This is a genomic window from Novosphingobium sp. DS6-6 (assembly GCF_057784975.1).
Window position 1 is genome coordinate 69603 of the sequence record NZ_JBYNTS010000003.1, and the last position, 15786, is coordinate 85388.

Consider the following 15786-nt stretch of genomic DNA (forward strand, 5'->3'; position numbering starts at 1 on the left):
GGCCGCGTCTTGCCGCACGCGACACCGGGTACCGAACAGCCTCAGGCGCTTTCGAACTGCATGCGCGCCAGGCGGGCATAAAGACCATCGGTGACCATCAGGCTGGCATGATTGCCCTGTTCGACAATACGTCCGCCATCCATCACCACGATCCGTGTTGCCGCGCGCACGGTGGCGAGGCGATGTGCGATGACCAGCGTGGTGCGGCCTTCCATCAGGCGGTCGAGCGCATCCTGCACCAGGCGCTCGCTTTCCGCGTCGAGCGCGCTCGTTGCCTCGTCCAGCAGCAGGATCGGCGCATCGCGCAGCAAGGCGCGGGCAATCGCCATGCGCTGGCGCTGCCCGCCCGAAAGGCGGGCGCCATTCTCGCCCAGGAACGTATCGAGCCCTTCGGGCAGATCACGCAGGAAATCCTCGGCATTGGCGGCGCGGGCCGCCGCCCAGATCGCCTGGTCGGTGGCGTCCCATGCGCCGTAGCGCAGATTGTCGCGGGCGCTGGCGGCAAACAGTACCGGTTCCTGCGGGACCAGCGCCATGCGCGCGCGGATTTCGGCCGGATCGGCCTGGGGCAGGGGCACCCCGTCGACGCGGATGACGCCACCCTGCGGATCGTAGAACCGCTGGGCCAGCAGGAACAGGGTCGATTTGCCGGCGCCGGACGGGCCGACGATCGCCACGGTTTCGCCCGGTTCCACAGTCAGCGAAAAATCGGCCAGCGCCGAAATTTCGGGGCGGCTGGGATAGCGGAACGCGACGTTCTGGAACGACAGCGCGCCGCGCGGCGGTTGCGGCAGGGCGATGGGCCGCGCCGGGGGGGCAATGTCGGGGAATTCGAGCAGCAATTCGTTGAGGCGCCCCGCGGCCCCGGCGCCGCGCAGCAGATCGCCGTAAACCTCGGTCAAGGCGCCGAACGAACCGGCAACGATCCCGCCGGTGATCACGAACGCCGCGATCGTGCCTTCGGAAAGGGTGCCACTGGCCACGCCTCTGGCGCCTTCCCACATCACGAGCGTGATCCCGCCCATGACCAGAAAAATGACCACTGCGGTCATGAGCGCGCGGATCGTGATGCGGCGGCGCGCGGTGTCGAACGTGCGTTCCACCGCGGCGGAAAAGCGTGCCCGTTCACGCAATTCCTGGCCGAACGACTGGACGATGCGGATCGCGCCCAGCACCTCGGCGGTCATCGCGCCGATATCGGCCACGCGATCCTGGCTGACCCGCGAAACCTTGCGCAGGCGGCTGCCGAACCAGGCGATGGGGAAAATCACCACGGGTATGCCGATCAGCAAGCCGGCGGTCAGGCGCGGAGCGAGGAAAAACAGATAGACCAGCCCGCCCAATGCCGTGATCAGATTGCGCAAGGCGATCGAGACAGTCGTGCCCACCACCTGCTCGATGACCGCCGTATCCGACGTCATGCGCGAAGAGATTTCCTTGGGACTGTTGGTCTCGAAAAAGGCAGGCGGCAACCGCAGCAGATTCGTTTGCACCTTGATGCGGACATCGGCCACCACCCGTTCGCCCAGCCATGAAACGAAGTAGAAGCGGAACGCGGTGGCAAACCCCAGGATCACCACGATAACCAGCAGCACGTGGAACGACCGGTCGATCAGTTCGAGCGGGGCATGAGCACCAAATGACTGATCGATAATGGTTTTGAACCGCGCCGGGATGGCAATCGTTGCCGATGAGCTGGCGAACAGGGCCAGAAGGGCAATTGTCACCTGCCACGGATATTTCAGCACCTCGCGCCAGACCATCCGCAGTGGCGTAAGCCGGCGCGAGGCGGGAAGGCGCAGTGGCGCCGGCATGGCATCAGCAGTGACGGGCATGTCCGGCGCGGGCCGATCCTGGGAAACCTCTTCCATGGCGCGGGCCTAGCGGATGGCGGGCCGCACCGGAAGGGGGGTTGCGTGCAGAGAGGAAAGTTACCATCTGAAGTGGACCAGTTAACCTTAGAACCTGCCCTTCGTGCTGCATTGCGGGTGAAGCGATTCGCAGGCATTATCGGGTTAAAGAGCAAGACTTTTTCGCAACGCGCCACAAACCGCGCCAGAAACTGCGAGAGCCGCAGCGGTCGGGCGCGGCGAATGGAAAGGCAAGATCGCGATGCTGTACAAGGCTTATGAAATCCAGCGTTCGTTGATGAACGCGAGCAGCGCCTGGGCCTCGATGATGGCCGACGTGCTGAACGATCCACGGCTGCCCTTTGCCGGCTATGGCCCCAACCAGACCATGGCTTCGGCGCTGGACGTCTTTGCCCATGCCACCGCGCCGCGCGGCAAGCCGGCGTTCGGCATCCGCACGATCCAGGTGGACGGCCATACCCATGCGGTGCACGAAAGCACCGTGGTTCACCGCCCGTTCGGCGATCTCAAGCGCTTTACCCACGATGGTCTTGCGGCCGACGCCCCGCGCCTGCTGCTGGTTGCCCCGATGAGCGGCCACTATGCCACGCTGTTGCGCGGCACGGTCGAACGCCTGCTGGAACGCGCGGAAGTCTACATCACCGACTGGGCGGACGCGAAATACGTGCCCTTGTCCGAAGGGCGTTTCGATCTTGACGACTACATCGACTACGTGATCGGCTTTCTCGAGCATCTCGGGCCGGGCGCCCACCTCATGGCCGTGTGCCAGCCATCGGTGCCGGCCTTTGCGGCCACCGCGATCATGGGCGCGCGCAACCATCCCTGCCGACCGCTGACCCTGACCATGATGGGCGGCCCGATCGACACGCGCGAAAGCCCGACAGCGGTGAACGACCATGCGGTGACCAAGCCCTATGTCTGGTTCAAGCACAACGTGATCACCACCGTGCCCGAGAATTACCCGGGCGCGGGGCGGCAGGTCTATCCCGGCTTCGTGCAGCTCACCAGCTTCATGTCGATGAATCTGGGCAGCCACATGATGAGCCATTACAAGCTGTTCAAGCACATGGTCCAGGGCGCGGAGGAAAGCGCGGACGCCACCAAGAAATTTTATGACGAGTACCGTTCGGTCTGCGATCTGCCGGCCGAATTCTATCTCCAGACCGTCGACGTGGTGTTCCAGCGCCACGCGCTGCCCCAGGGCCAGTTCGTGCATCGCGGCCAGCTGGTCGACCTGGGGGCAATCACCGATACCGCGATCCTGTGCATCGAGGGCGAGAAGGACGATATCTCGGGCATCGGCCAGACGCGCGCGGCGCTGAAAGTCACGCCGAACCTTTCCGACGAGATGAAGCAGTACATGCTGGCGCCGGAAGTGGGCCATTACGGTATCTTCAACGGCTCGCGCTGGCGCAAGAACATCGCCCCGGTGATCGAGGCGTGGATGGCCCGGTTCAATACGCGGGACGATGCGGACAACGCCAAGCCGCGGCACGGCGGCAAGCTTGCCGCGGTGAACTGACCGGCCCCCGTTCGCGGGAGCCTGGGCTCAGGCTTGGACGGCGGCCGGTGCGGGCGCGCGGCGCGGAAAAGGTGCCGGCGCCGCCCGCCGCACCCGTCCGATATAGGCCGACAGACCGCATTGCAGGCCCACCAGCATGTAGCAGAACGGCTGGAAAGCGATGCCCACGAAAGTCGAGCCGACAAGATAGCAGATCTGCGCCTGTTGCAGCGCATCGGCAAGCGGCGAAACCCAGGTGAAACCTTCGGGCGGATCACGGCGATAGCGCCGCCGGATCAGTTCCATCTGGAACACGCCCATGATGTGCAGCAGCAGCCATATGGCCAGGCCCGGATAGCCTTGCTCGCCCAGCATTTCGAAATAGGCGGAGTGATAGGCGCGGCCCTTTTCTTCGATATGTTCGGTTTCGATCGCAGCGTTGTTGGCGCCGGCATAATCGGCTTTCACCGTATCGTAGCTGACGCTGTTCTGGCGGAACGCATCGAAGCCTCCGCCGAACGGGTGGGTCTGGGCAAAGGCGATGGTCCATTTCCACACCGCTACGCGGGTGGAGGCCGATTGGTCTGCCTGGTGATTGCCGATCGTGCTCATGCGCTGGGTAAAGCTGGACGGCAGCAGCGGCACGGCAACCGCCATCCCGGCGCAGACCAGGCCGATATAGAGCATGCGCCGCCGGGTGGAGCGCAGCATCATCACCGCCAGCACGCCTGCACAGATGAGCCCGGTGCGCGCCTGCGTGCCGATAGGCATGAGCAGGCAGGCAAAACAGATGCCGGCGGCAAAAAGCTTGGCTTTCCAGTCGGGCTTGAAAATCGTGCCATGGTTGGCAAGCCATAGCGCCAGCGGAATCACGCACATCGCCACGGTGGAGATGATCGATCCTTCGTAAAGGCCGGTGTTGTCGTTCACCAGCAGGCGCAGCTCGCCATAGCCGCCGCCGCTCGCCAGAGTCTTGATCCCGCCGCCGATCACGATCACCCCCACCGACAGTACCATGACCAGAGCGAGTGCCTCGATCCGCAGGCGGGTGCGCAAGGTCAGCGGCAGGAACAGGGCAAAGACCAGCGCTTTCCACACCCAGTCCCACTTCGCGGCGGCTTCCACCGGGAAATCGGCCATGCGCGTGGTCAATCCGCAATAGACCAGCAGCAGCAGCAGCACGAACTGGCGCGGGCTGATGCGGATACCGTTCTTGTCCTCGGCAACGATCCAGCCCAGCAGCGCGCAGGAAAAGGCGATCAGCGAGATCGGGATATGGGTGAGAAAGCCCCAGCTGACCTTCTGCGGGGCAACGATATCGATATAGGCATAGGCCAGCACGAACAGGAACGGCCGCTTGAGCCCGGCGCCCATGAACGCGAGGCAGAAGGCGGTGAAGAAAAGGTCAAGCATCGCGCCCCGGCCCCGGCCGCCCGCCGTGCGAAGCCGTATGACGCTGGCCCATCAGGCGCTGACGGCGGCTGGGCAAGGCCGGATCGTCGTCCAGATCGGCGCGGCGCACCAGTTTCCAGATCATCAGCGCCATCAGGATGTGCGGCACGAAGATGGTTATCTTGTCGATCATCGCCTTGTCGCCGCCATCGCCTTGTCGCCGCATGTGTTCAGGCACGCCGTAAGGCGCCTGTTTCCGCAAGGCGATAGTGCCGTACGGTTGACGCTGCGTTAAGCGAAGAATTTGCCGGCCGTTAAGGCTTGTTATGCGAGGAATGCCGTCATGGCCCGCATTCTCCACGTTCTCGATCACGCCTTGCCGCTGCACAGCGGCTATACCTTCCGCACCCGCGCGATTCTCAAGGCACAGCAAGGGCATGGGCTGGAGGTGCGGGGGATAACGGGCCTACGCCATGCGGCGCCCTTGCAAGGGGCGACTCTGCAAGAGGCGCTCCCGCAAGGGTCCGGGCCGGAAACCCATGACGGCCTGTTGTTCTACCGCACGCCGGGCGAAAGCGGCGGATTGCCGCTCTATCGCGAGTGGCGCGAAGCGGGCGCCCTGGCCGATCGCATTGTCGCCGTGGCGCGGGAATGGCGGCCCGACGTGCTCCATGCCCACAGCCCGGCGCTGTGCGGGCTGGCGGCCTTGCGCGCCGGCAGGCGGCTGGGACTGCCGGTGGTCTATGAAATCCGCGCGTTCTGGGAGGATGCGGCCGTCGGCAACGGCACGGGCCGCGAAGGCTCGCCCCGTTATCGGCTGACGCGGCAGCTGGAAAACCGCGTGGTAGCCGCCGCCGATGCAGTGGTGACGATCTGCCGCGGGCTGCGCGACGATCTGGTGGCGCGTGGCGTGGCGCCCGGCAAGATCACGATCATGCCCAACGGGGTCGATCTGGCGCTGTTCGGCACGCCGCCGGCGCCTGATCCCGCTCTTGCCGCACAGTTGGGGCTGGGGGAGGGGCCGGTGATCGGCTTTCTGGGCAGTTTCTATCCCTATGAAGGGCTGGACGATCTGATCGCGGCGATGCCTGCGATCACCGCGCAGGTGCCGGGCGCCCGGCTGCTGCTGGTCGGCGGCGGCCCCGCGGCAGAGGCCTTGCGCGCCCAGGCGGCGGCCAGCCCGGCGGCACAAGCCATCCGCTTTGTCGGCCGCGTGCCGCATCACGAAGTCGATCGCTATTATGCGCTGGCCGACGTGGTCTGCTATCCGCGCAAAGCGATGCGGCTGACCGATCTGGTCACCCCGCTCAAGCCGCTCGAAGCCATGGCCCAGGGCAAGCTGGTGGCGGCGAGCGACGTAGGCGGCCATCGCGAACTGATCCGCGACGGGGAAACCGGCACGCTGTTCGGACCAGGCGATCCGGCGGCGCTTGCCAAGGCGATGGTCGCGCTGTTCGCCCGCCGGCCGGAATGGGACCGGCAACGCGAGGTCGCGCGCGCGTTCGTGGAACAGGCCCATGACTGGGCTTGCAACGCGGCGCGTTATCTTCCCGTTTACCAAGGGCTGATAGCCCAGGTTATCGTCAAGCCTGGCCTGGCGGCCTGAAATGTTGGAAGATCGAGCGCGATAAGTGGGTATCGCCAGGCCGATTCGCCTGACATTGAGGGTAAAGGCCCACCAAAGGGGGTATGCACAGGTGAGCAGAACCAAGCGCAAGGCAGCGGCCCGGCCACGGCCGATTACCGCGCACCGGTTGTTTCCGGCCTTTGCCGCGCTCTGGTTTGCCGCCTTGCTGGGAATGGGCAGCCTGGCGGTTCCCGTCGACATCCTGCAAAGCGCTGTCGTGGCGAGCGGCCTGCCTCACGTGATCGCGATGGCCGCCCCGCCGCTGGGCTTTACCGCGCGCGCTTTGGTGGCGCTGTTGCTGACGGGGCTGGGCGGCGTGCTCGGTCTGATCGTCGGGCTGCGGCTGGGCGCACCTCACCGCATCGTCGCGGACGAACCGGATCATGACGCTTTCGAAGCGGATGCGGCTGCGATGCCGGCCCCGCGCGTGCGCGCCCGCGATGCCCACCCCGATGCGCCGCCCCGCCGCCCCTTGGTAGTGAGCGCGGACATGATCGACGAATCGGAAACGGCGATCCTTGCCGACGGGGCCATGCCCTCGCGCCGTAGGGCGCTGCTCGCCCGTAATGATGCGTTCGAGGCGCCCCGGCCAGCTTTATCCATCGATGCGGTGCGCGACCATCCGGATTTCACCGCGGATGCGTTCGATCCCTTTGCCATCTACGAGAACGCGGTAGACGAAAGCGAGGCGTTCGTGCCTCCCGCGTTCCTGGCCGATGCTCTTGGCGAAACGACGCGCGACGCCTTTTCGCCGCCTGCGGTGGCAGAGCCCGTGCCTGCGGTGGAGACGATCGCCGATCCTGCACCTGAGACGGAAACCCTCGCCAAAACCGAAATTGCCAAAACCGAAATTGCCGAAGCCGAAATTCCCGAGACCGAGATTGCCTTTGGCGTGCAGGGCGAACCGGTCGCCCTGGCCGAGCCGCGACCGGCCCCGACGCCGCCTGCGCCCTCGCTGTTTGCCATGGCCCGCCAGATCGATGGCGAACGGGCACGCTCTCCCGTGGCGCAGGCCGATCTTGACGGGCTCGGCCTCGTCCAGCTGGTCGAGCGGCTGGCCCTGGCCATTGCCGACCATCGCCGCGCGCTCGACGCCGCAATTGAGGAGGCCGCTGCCAGCCCGACTGCTTCCGGCCCGACTGCTTCCGGCCCGACCACTTCCGGCCCCGCCACTGCCAACCCCACCGGCGTTCCCCTCGCTCCGACGGCGGACGTGCCTGCTGCAGATGGTGCGTCGGGGCTCGACCCTGATGCTGGCCCCGGGCCTTCCGCCTTGGCCGATGGAGCCGATGTGCTTGCCATGCCGCGTCTGCGCCGTCTGGGCCCAGTCCAAACAGGGCATGCGGGCGAGCCGTCGCTGCTCGAAGAACGCTATTCCTCGCTGCTCGACATCGCCACTGCCGTGCGCCGCGCCGATTCTCTGCGTGCGCCGGCCGAGAGCGGCACTGCTGCTGCCGTGGAACCCGTTGTGATTTTCCCCGGCCAGGCGCGCGCGGCGCGCGGAGGCGAGGACCACTGCGTCGCGCCGGTTGCTGCGCCGTTCGAACGCCCCTATCTCGCTTCGGTACCCAGCCGTTTTCAGGTATTTGACAGCAACGATACCGATGCTTTGCCCGATGCGGACAGCGCACAGCAGGCCTTGCGCGATGCGCTAGCCACCTTGCAACGGATGACGGCCAACCGTTGAGGCCGCGATCGCATGAACGGTGACGGTGCGCCATTTGTGCATCGCATCCGTATTTCCCGGCATGCTGTCCCATTGGGGGGACTCTCACCGGTTGCAAAATAACTTTCCAACAGTCATGGGGAATTCTCGCGCAATTTTCGGCGTCTTTCGGCGCCCATGATTCGTGCGAGCTGTCTTTTTTTGGGTGTAGGGACGATCAACGCGATGGGATTTCCGCCGGTTCAGGGCCTGTATGATCCGCGTAACGAGCATGACGCATGCGGCATGGGCTTCATCGCCCATATCAAAGGCGTCAAAAGCCACGCGATTATTGGCCAGGCCCTGGAGATTCTGCGCAATCTCGACCACCGCGGCGCGGTGGGCGCCGATCCGCTGCTGGGCGATGGTGCCGGGCTGCTGATACAGCTGCCGGATCAACTGTTTCGCAAGTGGGCGGCGGGGGAAGGCAAGGAACTGCCCCAACCTGGTGACTATGCCGTGGCCATGTGCTTCCTGCCGCAGGACGATGCCGCGCGCGCATTCGTGATCGAATTTTTCGAAAAGTTCATTGCCAAGGAAGGGCAGGAACTGATCGGCTGGCGCGATGTGCCGACCACGCTCGATGGCCTGGGCAAGACCGTGATCGAATCGATGCCGGTCATCCGCCAGTGCTTCATCAAGCGCGGGGAGAACTGCGCCGATCAGGACGCCTTCGAACGCAAGCTGCTGGCCATCCGCAAGCAGACGCAGAACCCGCTGGCCGCCATGGCCGAAAAGCACGGCCTGCCGGGCGTGACCGAGCTTTACATGCCCAGCTTCTCGTCGCGTACGATCGTCTACAAGGGGCTGCTGCTCGCCGGGCAGGTGGGCTCTTTCTATGACGATCTGCGCGATCCGGACTGCGTTTCGGCGCTCGGCCTTGTCCACCAGCGCTTTTCGACCAACACTTTTCCCAGCTGGAAGCTGGCCCATCCGTTCCGGTTCGTGGCCCACAACGGTGAGATCAACACTGTGCGCGGCAACGTCAACTGGATGAACGCGCGCCGCCGCACGATGGAATCCGAGTTGCTCGGCCCCGATCTCGACAAGATGTGGCCGTTGATCCCCCATGGCCAGTCCGATACCGCCAGCCTCGACAATGCGCTCGAACTGCTCGTGGCCGGTGGCTATGGCATTGCGCACGCCATGATGATGCTGATGCCGGAAGCCTGGGCGGGCAATGCGCTGATGGACCCCAAGCGCCGGGCGTTCTACGAATACCATGCCGCGCTGATGGAGCCCTGGGACGGCCCGGCGGCCGTTGCCTTTACCGACGGGCGCCAGATCGGCGCGACGCTCGATCGCAACGGCCTGCGCCCGGCGCGCTTCTCGATCACGCGCGACGATCTGGTCTGCATGGCCTCGGAAAGCGGCGTGCTGCCGTTCCGCGAGGAAGACATCGTGCGCAAGTGGCGCCTGCAGCCGGGCCGCATGCTGCTGATCGACCTGGAACAGAGCCGGATCGTCGAGGACGACGAGCTGAAGGCGCAGCTTTCGTCGGCCGAGCCCTATGAAGAATGGCTGGGCCAGGCGCAGTACAAGCTCAAGGAGCTGGAAGTGGTGGAGCCCGATGTCGTGGCGCTGCCTGCGCCGACCGACAGCCTGCTCGATCGCCAGCAGGCGTTTGGCTATACCCAGGAAGACGTCACGAAGTTTCTGGAGCCGATGGCCGCGATGGGCGAAGACCCGATCGGCTCGATGGGCACCGATACGCCGATCGCCGTGCTTTCGAAGCGCTCGCGCCTGCTTTACGATTATTTCAAGCAGAACTTCGCCCAGGTCACGAACCCGCCGATCGACCCGATCCGCGAGGAACTGGTGATGAGCCTGGTGTCGATGATCGGCCCGCGCCCCAATCTGCTGGGGCATGATGCCGGCACGCACAAGCGCCTGGAAGTGGACCAGCCGATCCTCACCAACGCCGACGTGGCGAAGATCCGCTCGGTCGAAGCCGCGCTCGACGGCGCGTTCCGCACCGCCACGATCGATACCACCTGGGACGCGGCATCGGGCGCCGATGGCCTCGCCATGGCGATCAAGGAAATGTGCTGGGCGGCGACCGAAGCGGTGCTGGCCGATCAGAATATCCTGATCCTGTCGGATCGTGCGCAGAGCGCCGAGCGCATTGCCATGCCGGCGCTGCTTGCCACCGCCGCGGTTCATCATCACCTGGTGCGCCAGGGCCTGCGCATGCAGACCGGGCTGGTCGTGGAAACCGGCGAAGCGCGCGAAGTGCATCACTTCTGCGTGCTGGCCGGCTATGGCGCGGAAGCGGTGAACCCCTATCTGGCGTTCGAGACCCTGGAAGCGATCCGGATCGACAAGGGCCTGCCGCTCACGCCCTATGACGTGCAGAAGAACTATATCAAGGCGATCGGCAAGGGCATTCTCAAGGTCATGTCCAAGATGGGCATTTCGACCTACCAGTCCTATTGCGGCGCGCAGATCTTCGACGCGGTCGGGCTGTCCTCGGCATTCGTCGACAAGTACTTCACCGGCACGGCGACCTCGATCGAGGGCGTGGGCCTAAGGGAAGTGGCCGAGGAAACCGTGCGCCGCCACGCGCTCGCCTATGGCGACAACCCGGTCTACCGCAAGATGCTCGACGTCGGCGGCATGTACCAGCTGCGCCTCCGCGGCGAGGAACATGCGTGGACGGCGGGCAACATCGCCAGCCTGCAACATGCCGTGCGCGGCAATATCCCCGAGAAGTATCGGGAATTTGCCCAGACGATCAACGATCAGTCCGAGCGCATGCTGACGATCCGCGGCTTGATGGACCTCAAGAAGGCCGACAAGCCGTTAAGCATCGACGAAGTCGAACCGGCGAGCGCGATCGTCAAGCGCTTTGCCACCGGGGCGATGAGCTTCGGCTCGATCAGCCGCGAGGCGCATACGACGCTGGCGATCGCGATGAACCGCATTGGCGGCAAGTCCAACACCGGGGAAGGGGGCGAGGAGCCGGATCGCTTCAAGCCGCTGCCCAATGGCGATTCGATGCGTTCGGCGATCAAGCAGGTCGCTTCGGGCCGTTTTGGCGTGACCACCGAATATCTCGTCAATGCCGATGACATCCAGATCAAGATGGCCCAGGGCGCCAAGCCCGGCGAAGGGGGCCAGCTGCCGGGTGACAAGGTGGACAAGGTGATCGGCAAGACCCGCCATTCCACCCCCGGTGTCGGCCTGATTTCCCCGCCGCCGCATCATGACATCTATTCGATCGAAGACCTCGCCCAGCTCATTCACGATCTCAAGAACGTGAACACCAGGGCGCGCGTTTCCGTGAAGCTGGTGTCGGAAGTGGGCGTGGGCACGGTGGCCGCCGGCGTTTCCAAGGCTCGCGCCGACCATGTCACCATCTCGGGCTATGAAGGCGGCACCGGCGCTTCGCCGCTCACCTCGCTGACCCATGCCGGCAGCCCCTGGGAAATCGGCCTTGCCGAAACCCAGCAGACCCTGCTGCTCAACAACCTGCGCAGCCGCATCTGCGTGCAGGCCGATGGCGGGCTGCGCACGGGGCGTGACGTGGCGGTGGCTGCCTTGCTCGGGGCCGACGAATTCGGCTTTGCGACGGCACCGCTGATCGCGGCCGGCTGCATCATGATGCGCAAGTGCCACCTCAACACCTGCCCGGTGGGCGTGGCGACGCAGGACCCGGTGCTGCGCGCGCGCTTTACCGGCCAGCCCGAGCACGTGATCAACTACTTCTTCTTCGTGGCCGAAGAGCTGCGCGCGATCATGGCCGAAATGGGCTTTCGCACGGTGGCCGAAATGGTCGGCCGGGTGGACCGGCTCGACACGCGCAAGGCGGTGGCCCACTGGAAAGCCGAAGGGGTGGACCTGTCGCGCCTGCTGCACCAGGTGGAACCCGCGCCCGGCACCAGCCTCAACTGGACCGGGCGGCAGGATCACGGCCTCGATGCCGCGCTCGACAACGATCTGATTGCCGCGGCCGCATCCGCGCTGGAAGCGGGCGAGGCTGTGCGCATCGAACGCCCGGTGATCAACGTCAACCGTACCGTAGGCGCGATGCTTTCGGGCGAAGTGGCGCGGCGCTATGGCCATGGCGGCCTGCCCGATAACACGATCCACATCGCTTTCAAAGGCGTGGCGGGCCAATCGTTTGGTGCGTTCCTGGCGCATGGCGTCACGCTCGATCTGGTCGGCGATGCCAACGACTATGTCGGCAAGGGGCTTTCCGGCGGCCGCGTGATCGTGCGCCAACCCGCGCACGTGGACCGCGAGGCGACCGAGAACATCATCGTTGGCAATACCGTGCTTTATGGCGCGATTGCCGGTGAAGCCTTTTTCAACGGCGTTGCCGGCGAACGCTTTGCCGTGCGCAACTCCGGTGCGCTCGCCGTGGTGGAAGGCACCGGCGACCATGGCTGCGAATACATGACCGGTGGCGTCGTGGTCGTGCTGGGCAAGACCGGGCGCAACTTTGCCGCAGGGATGTCGGGCGGGGTGGCCTATGTCTATGACGGCGAAGGCAACTTCGCGTCGCTGGTCAATGGCGCCATGGTCGACGTGCTGCCGGTTTCGGCGGCGCGCGACGAGGACGAAGGAGCCGGCCGGCCGCAGCAGCGCGGCGTGGACGTCAACGATTTCGGCATGGGCGACATGCTGCGTCACGATGCCGATCGCCTGCGCATCCTGATCGAGCGGCACCTGCTCCACACCGGGTCCAGGCGCGCCCGCGCGATCCTCGACAACTGGGACGAGGAAGTGACGCGTTTCGTCAAGATCATGCCGCGCGACTATGCGCGCGCGCTCCGCCAGCTGGAGGCCGAACGGCTCGAAGCCGCTTCGGTCGCTGCGGAATAAGGATTGGATTGCAATGGGTAAGGCAACCGGCTTTCTCGAACTCGATCGCAAGGACCGGGGCTATGACGCCCCGGCCGAGCGCCTCAAGCACTATCGCGAATTCATCGTTCCGCATGACGAGGCCTCGCTCAAGGGGCAGGCCTCGCGCTGCATGAATTGCGGCATTCCGTATTGTCACAACGGCTGCCCGGTGAACAACCAGATCCCCGACTGGAATCACCTGGTCTATGAAAACGACTGGCGCGAGGCGCTGGACAACCTGCATTCGACCAACAATTTTCCGGAGTTCACCGGCCGCGTCTGCCCCGCCCCCTGCGAGGCGGCCTGCACGCTCAATATCGTCGACCAGCCGGTGACGATCAAATCGATCGAATGTGCGATCGTCGACAAGGGCTGGAAGGAAGGCTGGATCGAGCCGCAGATTCCCGCCCGGAAGACCGGCAAATCGGTCGCGGTGGTGGGTTCCGGCCCCGCCGGCATGTCTGCGGCGCAGCAACTGGCGCGCGCCGGCCATTCGGTGACCGTATTCGAAAAGTCGGACCGCGTCGGCGGCCTGCTCCGCTATGGCATTCCCGACTTCAAGATGGAAAAGCACCTGATCAACCGCCGGCTGGTGCAGATGATGGCCGAAGGCGTCGATTTCCGTACCTCGGTCGAAGTGGGCGTCACTGTCTCGGTCGATTCGCTCAAGGAAAACTTCGACGCGGTGGTTCTGGCCGGCGGGGCGGAAGATCCGCGCCCGCTCAACATTCCCGGCTTCGAGCTGCCGGGCGTGCGCTTTGCCATGGAATTCCTGACCCAGCAGAACAAGCGCGTGGCCGGGGACGATGAAATCCGCGCCGCGCCGCGCGGTTCGCTTACCGCCACGGGCAAGCATGTGGTGGTGATCGGTGGCGGCGATACCGGGTCCGACTGCGTGGGCACGTCCAACCGCCAGGGCGCCCTGTCGGTGACCCAGCTTGAAATCATGCCGCGTCCGCCCGAAAAGGAAGACAAGGCGCTGACCTGGCCGAACTGGCCGCTCAAGCTGCGCACTTCGTCGAGCCACGAGGAAGGCGTCACCCGCGAATTCGCCGTGCTGACCAAGCGCGTGGTCGGCGAAAACGACGTGACCGGCCTGGAGTGCGTGCGCATAGAATGGGTCGATGGCAAGATGCAGGAAGTGCCGGGCAGCGAATTCGTGCTCAAGGCCGATCTTATCCTGCTGGCCATGGGCTTTGTCGGCCCGCGCAAGCAGGGCCTGCTCGAACAGGCCGGCGTGGAGCTTGACCCGCGCGGCAACGTCAAAGGCAACACGGTGGACTACAAGACCAGCGTGGATGGCGTGTTCGCCTGCGGCGACATGCGCCGAGGCCAGAGCCTGGTCGTCTGGGCGATCCGCGAAGGCCGCCAGTGCGCCCGCGCCGTGGACGAAGCCTTGATGGGCGCGACCGAACTGCCGCGCTGAGCGATTGGCCTGGTTTGCGATTGAACGAGGGCGCCCCGCAACGGGCGCCCTTTTTCGTGGCCATCAAACTCCTTGTCACCCCGGACTTGATCCGGGGTCCAGCTTGCAGATGGGCTATGCCAGCCGAAGTCTGAAAGAGGTTGAAGCCTGGACCCTGAAGCAAGTTCAGGGTGACGATGTTGTGAAATGGGTCGTCGATGCTACCGGTATCGGCCGCTGAGCAAGGAGTTTTTCGCGCAGAGGCGCGGAGGCGCAGAGAATCAAATTCCTCTGCGCCTCCGCGCCTCTGCGCGATCCACAATCAAAAAGCGCCGGGTGAGAAGTGCTGTCGGGAACGTCGGCACTCGCCCAGTTCCTGCCAATAGGGCAGAGGACTGTACGACCCGAAACCTGCCCTTCTATTGGAGGATCGCCTTGAGTTTCACCACTCGCGCCAATCGTCGATCTCCTCCACGAGCACCTTCTGCCGCGCCACATGGGCCATCTCTTCGAGCACGGCGCAAATGTCCTCGCGCTCTTCGGTCTCGATGACGCCACCGGCCTTCTCGTCCGCTTTGTTGAACCAGATAACGGTATTCTTCAGAACGGCACGGACATCCGCCCTGCGAGGCTTGGGCCCAAGCTCTCTAAGGGCATCGTAAGCATTGCGGATCACAGTGCGAGCGGCAACTGTGAACTCTTCCGGAGGAAATGGTGGTGAAAAGGACCATCTCTCGAATGGAGTTTCCGATTGAAGCTTCTCCCATGTGAGATTGCTTAACCGGGTGCGATACCGCTCCTCCTTAACCGTCCGCTCGGCTTCATTCTTGGCGTTCTCTTTCTCAACCTCAACGGTAAGAGCTCCCCGGTCGTTGAACCAGCGCCACTCACCTTCTGCGGCGTGATTGGCAGCGAACAATGTGGAAGTGCAGGATCCGGGAGCATGCCTCGCAATTGCATCAAAAAACGATCGTTCCGTACGAGATACGGGCTGTGTACCTACAAACTTGAATTCATCTAGATCGCTCACCGGTTCCCACCAATCGCGGACTACACCAAAAACAGCGGGCCGACCCGTGTGCGCGAAGCGATGTTCGTTGATTATAGATGTAGTTCGGACTTCTGTAAAAGTCGGCGAATTGAACCAAATGCCATCTAAGACGGCAACGGCGACATAATTTTTATTGATGCCAAGGATCTTGATCGCAGCAAATCGACCGGTCGCAGGAGGTGAGAACTCTGTATAGGGCCGAGTTCGAAAGGAGTATACCTGTCCCGCATCCATTGAGGCAGGCGGCGAGCCTGCACTTGCGCTGGGATCAGCCATCTTGCGCCCAAACGCCCACTTCAAAACACTCTTCATCGAGCATCCCCCACCCGCTGAAGCCTAGAGATAGGGTCCGCTCTTCGCGATTGTAAACTTGAAAGTCACCCGTC

Annotated in this window: 9 protein-coding genes; 5 read left to right on the forward strand and 4 right to left on the reverse strand. The window is 64.4% G+C overall.

All coding sequences use genetic code 11. From position 1 onward, the window contains the following. Window positions 1-41: 41 nt before the first annotated feature. Window positions 42-1814 (reverse strand): ABC transporter transmembrane domain-containing protein, encoded by a 1773-nt coding sequence (locus tag AC3EDY_RS04535; protein ID WP_488571550.1) that lies wholly within the window; start codon window positions 1812-1814, stop codon window positions 42-44. A gap of 298 nt (window positions 1815-2112) precedes the next feature. On the opposite strand from AC3EDY_RS04535, the gene AC3EDY_RS04540 reads away from it, so the two are divergent. Then, window positions 2113-3393 (forward strand): polyhydroxyalkanoate depolymerase, encoded by a 1281-nt coding sequence (locus tag AC3EDY_RS04540; RefSeq protein WP_488571287.1) that lies wholly within the window; start codon window positions 2113-2115, stop codon window positions 3391-3393. A gap of 27 nt (window positions 3394-3420) precedes the next feature. On the opposite strand, the gene AC3EDY_RS04545 is transcribed toward AC3EDY_RS04540, so the two are convergent. Both AC3EDY_RS04545 and AC3EDY_RS04550 read right to left on the reverse strand, forming a co-directional pair. Then, on the reverse strand, window positions 3421-4785 hold the full coding sequence (locus tag AC3EDY_RS04545) for a putative O-glycosylation ligase, exosortase A system-associated (protein WP_488571288.1): 1365 nt from the start codon (window positions 4783-4785) through the stop codon (window positions 3421-3423). Continuing rightward, on the reverse strand, window positions 4778-4990 hold the full coding sequence (locus AC3EDY_RS04550) for a hypothetical protein (RefSeq protein WP_488571289.1): 213 nt from the start codon (window positions 4988-4990) through the stop codon (window positions 4778-4780). Before AC3EDY_RS04550 ends, AC3EDY_RS04545 begins: the two co-directional genes overlap by 8 nt. 117 nt (window positions 4991-5107) lie before the next feature. Between AC3EDY_RS04550 and AC3EDY_RS04555 the strand changes: the two genes are divergently transcribed. From AC3EDY_RS04555 to AC3EDY_RS04570, 4 genes are all read left to right on the forward strand, one after another. Next, window positions 5108-6370 carry a TIGR04063 family PEP-CTERM/XrtA system glycosyltransferase gene (locus tag AC3EDY_RS04555; protein WP_488571290.1) on the forward strand — a complete coding sequence of 421 codons (1263 nt, stop codon included), beginning with the start codon at window positions 5108-5110 and terminating at the stop codon, window positions 6368-6370. Between the two features lie 91 nt (window positions 6371-6461). After that, the gene (locus tag AC3EDY_RS04560; protein ID WP_488571291.1) at window positions 6462-8078 is read left to right on the forward strand and encodes a hypothetical protein; all 1617 of its coding nucleotides are present in this window, start codon (window positions 6462-6464) and stop codon (window positions 8076-8078) included. Window positions 8079-8282: 204 nt separating this feature from the next. Beyond that, window positions 8283-12923, forward strand: coding sequence for a glutamate synthase large subunit (gene gltB, locus AC3EDY_RS04565; protein WP_488571292.1), 4641 nt, complete (start codon window positions 8283-8285; stop codon window positions 12921-12923). Between the two features lie 13 nt (window positions 12924-12936). Next, entirely contained in the window at window positions 12937-14370 is a 1434-nt protein-coding gene (locus AC3EDY_RS04570) for a glutamate synthase subunit beta (RefSeq protein WP_488571293.1), read from the forward strand. A gap of 421 nt (window positions 14371-14791) precedes the next feature. Here the strand turns inward: AC3EDY_RS04570 and AC3EDY_RS04575 are convergent, their stop codons facing one another. Then, window positions 14792-15712: a hypothetical protein gene (locus AC3EDY_RS04575; RefSeq protein WP_488571294.1), complete on the reverse strand. Its 921-nt coding sequence runs from the start codon at window positions 15710-15712 to the stop codon at window positions 14792-14794. Window positions 15713-15786: the final 74 nt, after the last annotated feature.